The 3,682-nt window shown below is 54.1% G+C and carries 7 protein-coding genes and 1 pseudogene; 4 read left to right on the forward strand and 4 right to left on the reverse strand.

Translation table 11 applies throughout. The annotated features are described in order from the left end of the window. The coding region (locus ACOI6Z_RS27290) for a hypothetical protein (RefSeq protein ID WP_420687562.1) at positions 1-225 on the forward strand (225 nt) is incomplete at its 5' end. Positions 226-282: 57 nt separating this feature from the next. Here ACOI6Z_RS27290 and ACOI6Z_RS27295 read toward each other — a convergent pair. The 4 genes from ACOI6Z_RS27295 to ACOI6Z_RS27310 all read right to left on the reverse strand — a co-directional run bounded on the left by ACOI6Z_RS27295 (position 283) and on the right by ACOI6Z_RS27310 (position 2,805). Then, positions 283-1,059 (reverse strand): site-specific integrase, encoded by a 777-nt coding sequence (locus ACOI6Z_RS27295; protein WP_000015958.1) that lies wholly within the window; start codon positions 1,057-1,059, stop codon positions 283-285. Next, on the reverse strand, positions 1,056-1,799 hold the full coding sequence (locus ACOI6Z_RS27300) for a hypothetical protein (protein ID WP_000129823.1): 744 nt from the start codon (positions 1,797-1,799) through the stop codon (positions 1,056-1,058). The genes ACOI6Z_RS27295 and ACOI6Z_RS27300 overlap by 4 nt, the downstream gene beginning before the upstream one ends. A 50-nt stretch (positions 1,800-1,849) precedes the next feature. Further along, a complete protein-coding gene (locus tag ACOI6Z_RS27305) occupies positions 1,850-2,200 on the reverse strand; it encodes a hypothetical protein (RefSeq protein ID WP_000493378.1) in 351 nt (116 codons plus the stop codon). A 143-nt stretch (positions 2,201-2,343) separates the two neighbouring features. Continuing rightward, entirely contained in the window at positions 2,344-2,805 is a 462-nt protein-coding gene (locus ACOI6Z_RS27310) for a hypothetical protein (RefSeq protein WP_248079180.1), read from the reverse strand. Between ACOI6Z_RS27310 and vapB the strand changes: the two genes are divergently transcribed. From vapB to ACOI6Z_RS27325, 3 genes and pseudogenes are all read left to right on the forward strand, one after another. Further along, positions 2,762-2,992 carry a type II toxin-antitoxin system VapB family antitoxin gene (gene vapB / locus ACOI6Z_RS27315; RefSeq protein WP_001261282.1) on the forward strand — a complete coding sequence of 77 codons (231 nt, stop codon included), beginning with the start codon at positions 2,762-2,764 and terminating at the stop codon, positions 2,990-2,992. The two genes, ACOI6Z_RS27310 and vapB, sit on opposite strands and share 44 nt — an antisense overlap. Next, positions 2,989-3,389 (forward strand): annotated as a pseudogene (locus tag ACOI6Z_RS27320) (type II toxin-antitoxin system VapC family toxin). Before vapB ends, ACOI6Z_RS27320 begins: the two are co-directional and overlap by 4 nt. 73 nt (positions 3,390-3,462) lie before the next feature. Next, positions 3,463-3,682, forward strand: a 220-nt coding sequence (locus ACOI6Z_RS27325; protein WP_086814330.1) for an AAA family ATPase, incomplete at its 3' end; no start/stop codon positions are given.

The following is a 3,682-nucleotide window of genomic DNA, read 5'->3' on the forward strand; positions in this document are numbered from 1 at the left end:
GTAAGGAGTGGTCTTAATTCTTTCACTGACGGGGTGATTATTCGTGATACAAAGGTATTGATCACGCTCAATCTCCCGGATGGACAGAAAACCACTATTGAGGGGGAATGGCGGCATATGTCGGACGCCAACAGGTTGTCAGAACGTATTACGATGCTTCAGCATGCGATCTATGAGCAGTATGAGGAATACAGAGCAGATATTCCCGTCAGCTGGTCCAGATAACGTCTGACAGACCTCCCCGGCGAGCAGGACGTTCGCCAGCATCATTCTCCTAAGTACTTAAATATTCCCTTTCAGCATGGCTACCGCATCCGCTTCGGGCATCTGAAACTGAACTCGATGCCGCGCAGCAACATCAAGTGCGAACACCTTCGTATAGACTTCCGTCGAGCTAATCGATTTGTGGCCCATCAGGCTCTGCAAAACCTTCAGTGGTATGCCGGCATACAGCATATGCATCGCGTAGGAGTGGCGGAACGTATGCGGGGTGACCGGCACCGAGAATGTCACCCCGTCGACGGCGGCCGCTTCAACCGCTTCGCCAATCCAGGTCCGTACTGTCCGGTCGGTGATGTCCCAGATGCGGGCTTTCTCTGTTCTGCCGGTACGCTTGTTGCGTCTTTCCAGCGGAATTTTCAGGGTGGCCACCATCATCTGCAGCTGGCTGACGTAGTGGTGATCGGAAAGCGGAACCAGACGATGAGCCTGGCTACCGGCGGGAGCTCGGCCGGCTGTCCTGGCCGCTTTTTCGGTGCGCTGCTTAAGCGTGGCCAGCTGCACGAACGGATACGGTGGCACCAGCGAAAAATCCCCCCGGGTCAGCGCCAGCGCCTCGTTGATACGTGCGCCGGTGTTCCAGAGGGTTGCCAGCAGCATCTTGCGGTGCAAATCGGGCACATAATGGAGCAGGGCGCTGACTTCCGGTGCCAGCAGGTATTTCGGTAGTTCATCTTGAACGAGCGCCATCTGGCGCAGGGCCAGCGCGGCGGGATAGTCAATGGCCACCGGCATTTGCGCCGGCTGCTGCGGGTGAGAATATGATAAGAGGCCGCTCATTGGTTTGACATTCCATCAGGTATCACTAATTGATTCCACTCCCTGTTGCGGGTAGCTTCAGCAGCGCGCAGGGCTCTTTCGCGCCTCCAGACTTTACGAAACACGGAAACTGCAGACCATTCATCATGACCTGTAAGACGTGTTTCGGGCATCCCGGTTGCCTTGCGCAGACGGACGGCAAGAATGACAGCGTTGATGCCCAAGCGCGTGAACTGATACTGCCGTTCCCTGAAATAGTCCTTATGCCAAGGAGGGTCGGAGTATTCGGCGGCATATGCAATTGCCCTGTGGGCCTCATCCTGGAGCACCGGCAGTTCACGGATGCGATACATAAGACGTGGCTCTAAAGTCCGCCAGTCACCGGAGACATCGATCAGATTCAGTTCAGGGTAATTCGTGACAGCTTTTCTCTCAGGCTGGGGGGCATCATCATCCTGGCCGTCATCCGTCACAACCCGGAAACAACCCTCAGCATACCGTTCAAGCATGAATACCAACTCGGTGGCAATGTAATGCAGTTCCTTTTTCATTTTATCTTCTGACGCCTGTCTCTCACGCTTAAGCGTGAAATAATGTGTCAGCCAGATGCCAGTGAGTGTTATACCCCCAGTAAGCAGGCCAGTGATAAGCCCGGTTGCCACGTTTCCCCAGATCCCCGCCCCTTGATTAATCAGCTGTACGGAAACCGGATGGGATGTCGCAGCAACTATACTCTCAGTTGCGGCCTGTATATCAGTCATTGATCATTTACCCCTTTATATTCCTGAGAAATCCCGCCCTCTGTCCGTAGTCAGCGGCCGGCAGCCAGCTCTTCAGCCAGTTTCACAAACCTTTTGTGCTCAGTCTGCAGGTAATGGCTGTAAATCCGGGCATCACGTTCTGTCAGTCCGGATGGATTGCCGGTGAAGTAACGTTGCAGCACCGCAATACAGTGATTGTAGGTATCGAGATCATATTCCCAGTTTCCCAGCTCACCGGCCGCATCCAGTTCCTGGCGAAACTGCTCGTATTTACGGAGCAGAATGCCAAGACCTAATTCTGTTGCAGCATAAAGATTATTTTCTCCTGGCGCGGAAATCGCATTACGGATTTTTTCAAAAGCATAACTGAAATCATTTCTCTCATTGAATGCAGTAAACATGTCCTTTCCTCAGTTGAATAGTTAGCCGTGCAATTTTACCACACCTCAATCATCGTCAGATGAGTGCCACTCTGTCGCGACAGTGACTTTCACGAGAGTGATTTTCACATACTAAAATAATAAGCAGCCATATAACAACGTAATTAAATTACCTGACGGCCGTTCCGGCCGGATCCGACTTTTATGTTATTCCACAGTTTCCGGAAGTGTACCACGCACACGGAATAACCACACCGCCCTTTTCCGGTGGTGAGCGGCCGGTCACGGGGCAGGGGAGGGACACAACATATAGCGTCTCTGCAAGCTGGAAACACCGCTACATCTTGTGTTGCCGGGCCGCTGCGCGCCGGAGGCCGGAAAGCAGATCCGGAACTAGCTTTTTTCGGATCTGACCGGGAAAAGAGAGAATACAACATAGGTTCAACATATCTATATGCCGGGCATCTGCATAGGTGTGGCATACGCATATACTTACCATCTGCATATGCTATGACTATACATATGCTTTGCATCTGCATATACTGAACATAGTCATACAGGCCGGTCGGCCAGGAGGAAATGATGAGAACTGTATCCATTTTTAAAAACGGCAATAACCGCGCCATTCGTCTGCCCCGCGATCTGGATTTTGAGGGAGTGAGCGAGCTGGAGATCGTCCGGGAAGGGGACAGCATTATTTTGCGTCCCGTCCGGCCGACCTGGGGCTCGTTCGCGCAGTTCGAGAAGGCAGACCCGGACTTTATGGCGGAGCGCGAGGACGTTGTCAGCGACGAAGGACGATTTAACCTGTGAACAAGACCTATATGCTCGACACCTGTATCTGCTCGTTCATCATGCGCGAGCAGCCGGAAGCCGTCCTGAAGCGCCTGGAGCTGGCGGTGCTGCGCGGCCAGCGCATCGTTGTCTCGGCCATCACTTATTCTGAAATGCGCTTCGGGGCCACCGGCCCGAAGGCCTCCCCGCGCCACGTCGAGCTGGTCGACGCGTTCTGCGCCCGCCTCGATGCCATCCTGCCCTGGGATCGCGCTGCGGTGGACGCCACCACGGAGATTAAGGTGGCGCTGCGAATGGCCGGGACGACACGGCCATTGCCGGGCACGCCATCGCCGCCGGTGCCGTGCTGGTGACGAATAATACGCGGGAATTTGAGCGGGTACCGGGTCTTGTGCTGGAAGACTGGGTAAGATAACGCTGTAAAACAAAACAGGCGGTCTGGCGCAGCCGGACACTCTTTCAGTCAGCGGTATATAAAGGAATAAAAGATGCCTCTGATCACGCGGCTTATGCTGCAAAACTTTAAAAAGTTTCCGGAACTGGACCTGCGCTTCACTCATGACCGTAACATTCTGGTCGGGGACAATGAGTCCGGGAAAAGCACGATTCTGCTGGCCCTTGACCTTGTGCTGAGTGACAGCCGGCACCGGGTCGAGGCATTGGGTGTGGAATCGCTCCTGTCCCAGTCAGCAGTAAGGCAGTTTCAGG

Origin of the sequence: Klebsiella sp. C239, from assembly GCF_048822715.1 — a bacterium.
Classification (GTDB): Bacteria; Pseudomonadota; Gammaproteobacteria; order Enterobacterales; family Enterobacteriaceae; genus Klebsiella; species Klebsiella quasipneumoniae.

What these genes read in the sequence shown, in the direction of transcription:
- vapB (WP_001261282.1), top strand. Translation starts at nt 2,762, where the DNA reads ATGAGAACTGTATCCATTTTTAAAAACGGCAATAACCGCGCCATTCGT.
- ACOI6Z_RS27305 (WP_000493378.1), bottom strand. Translation starts at nt 2,200, where the DNA reads ATGTTTACTGCATTCAATGAGAGAAATGATTTCAGTTATGCTTTTGAA.
- ACOI6Z_RS27310 (WP_248079180.1), bottom strand. Translation starts at nt 2,805, where the DNA reads ATGGCGCGGTTATTGCCGTTTTTAAAAATGGATACAGTTCTCATCATT.
- ACOI6Z_RS27300 (WP_000129823.1), bottom strand. Translation starts at nt 1,799, where the DNA reads ATGACTGATATACAGGCCGCAACTGAGAGTATAGTTGCTGCGACATCC.
- ACOI6Z_RS27295 (WP_000015958.1), bottom strand. Translation starts at nt 1,059, where the DNA reads ATGAGCGGCCTCTTATCATATTCTCACCCGCAGCAGCCGGCGCAAATG.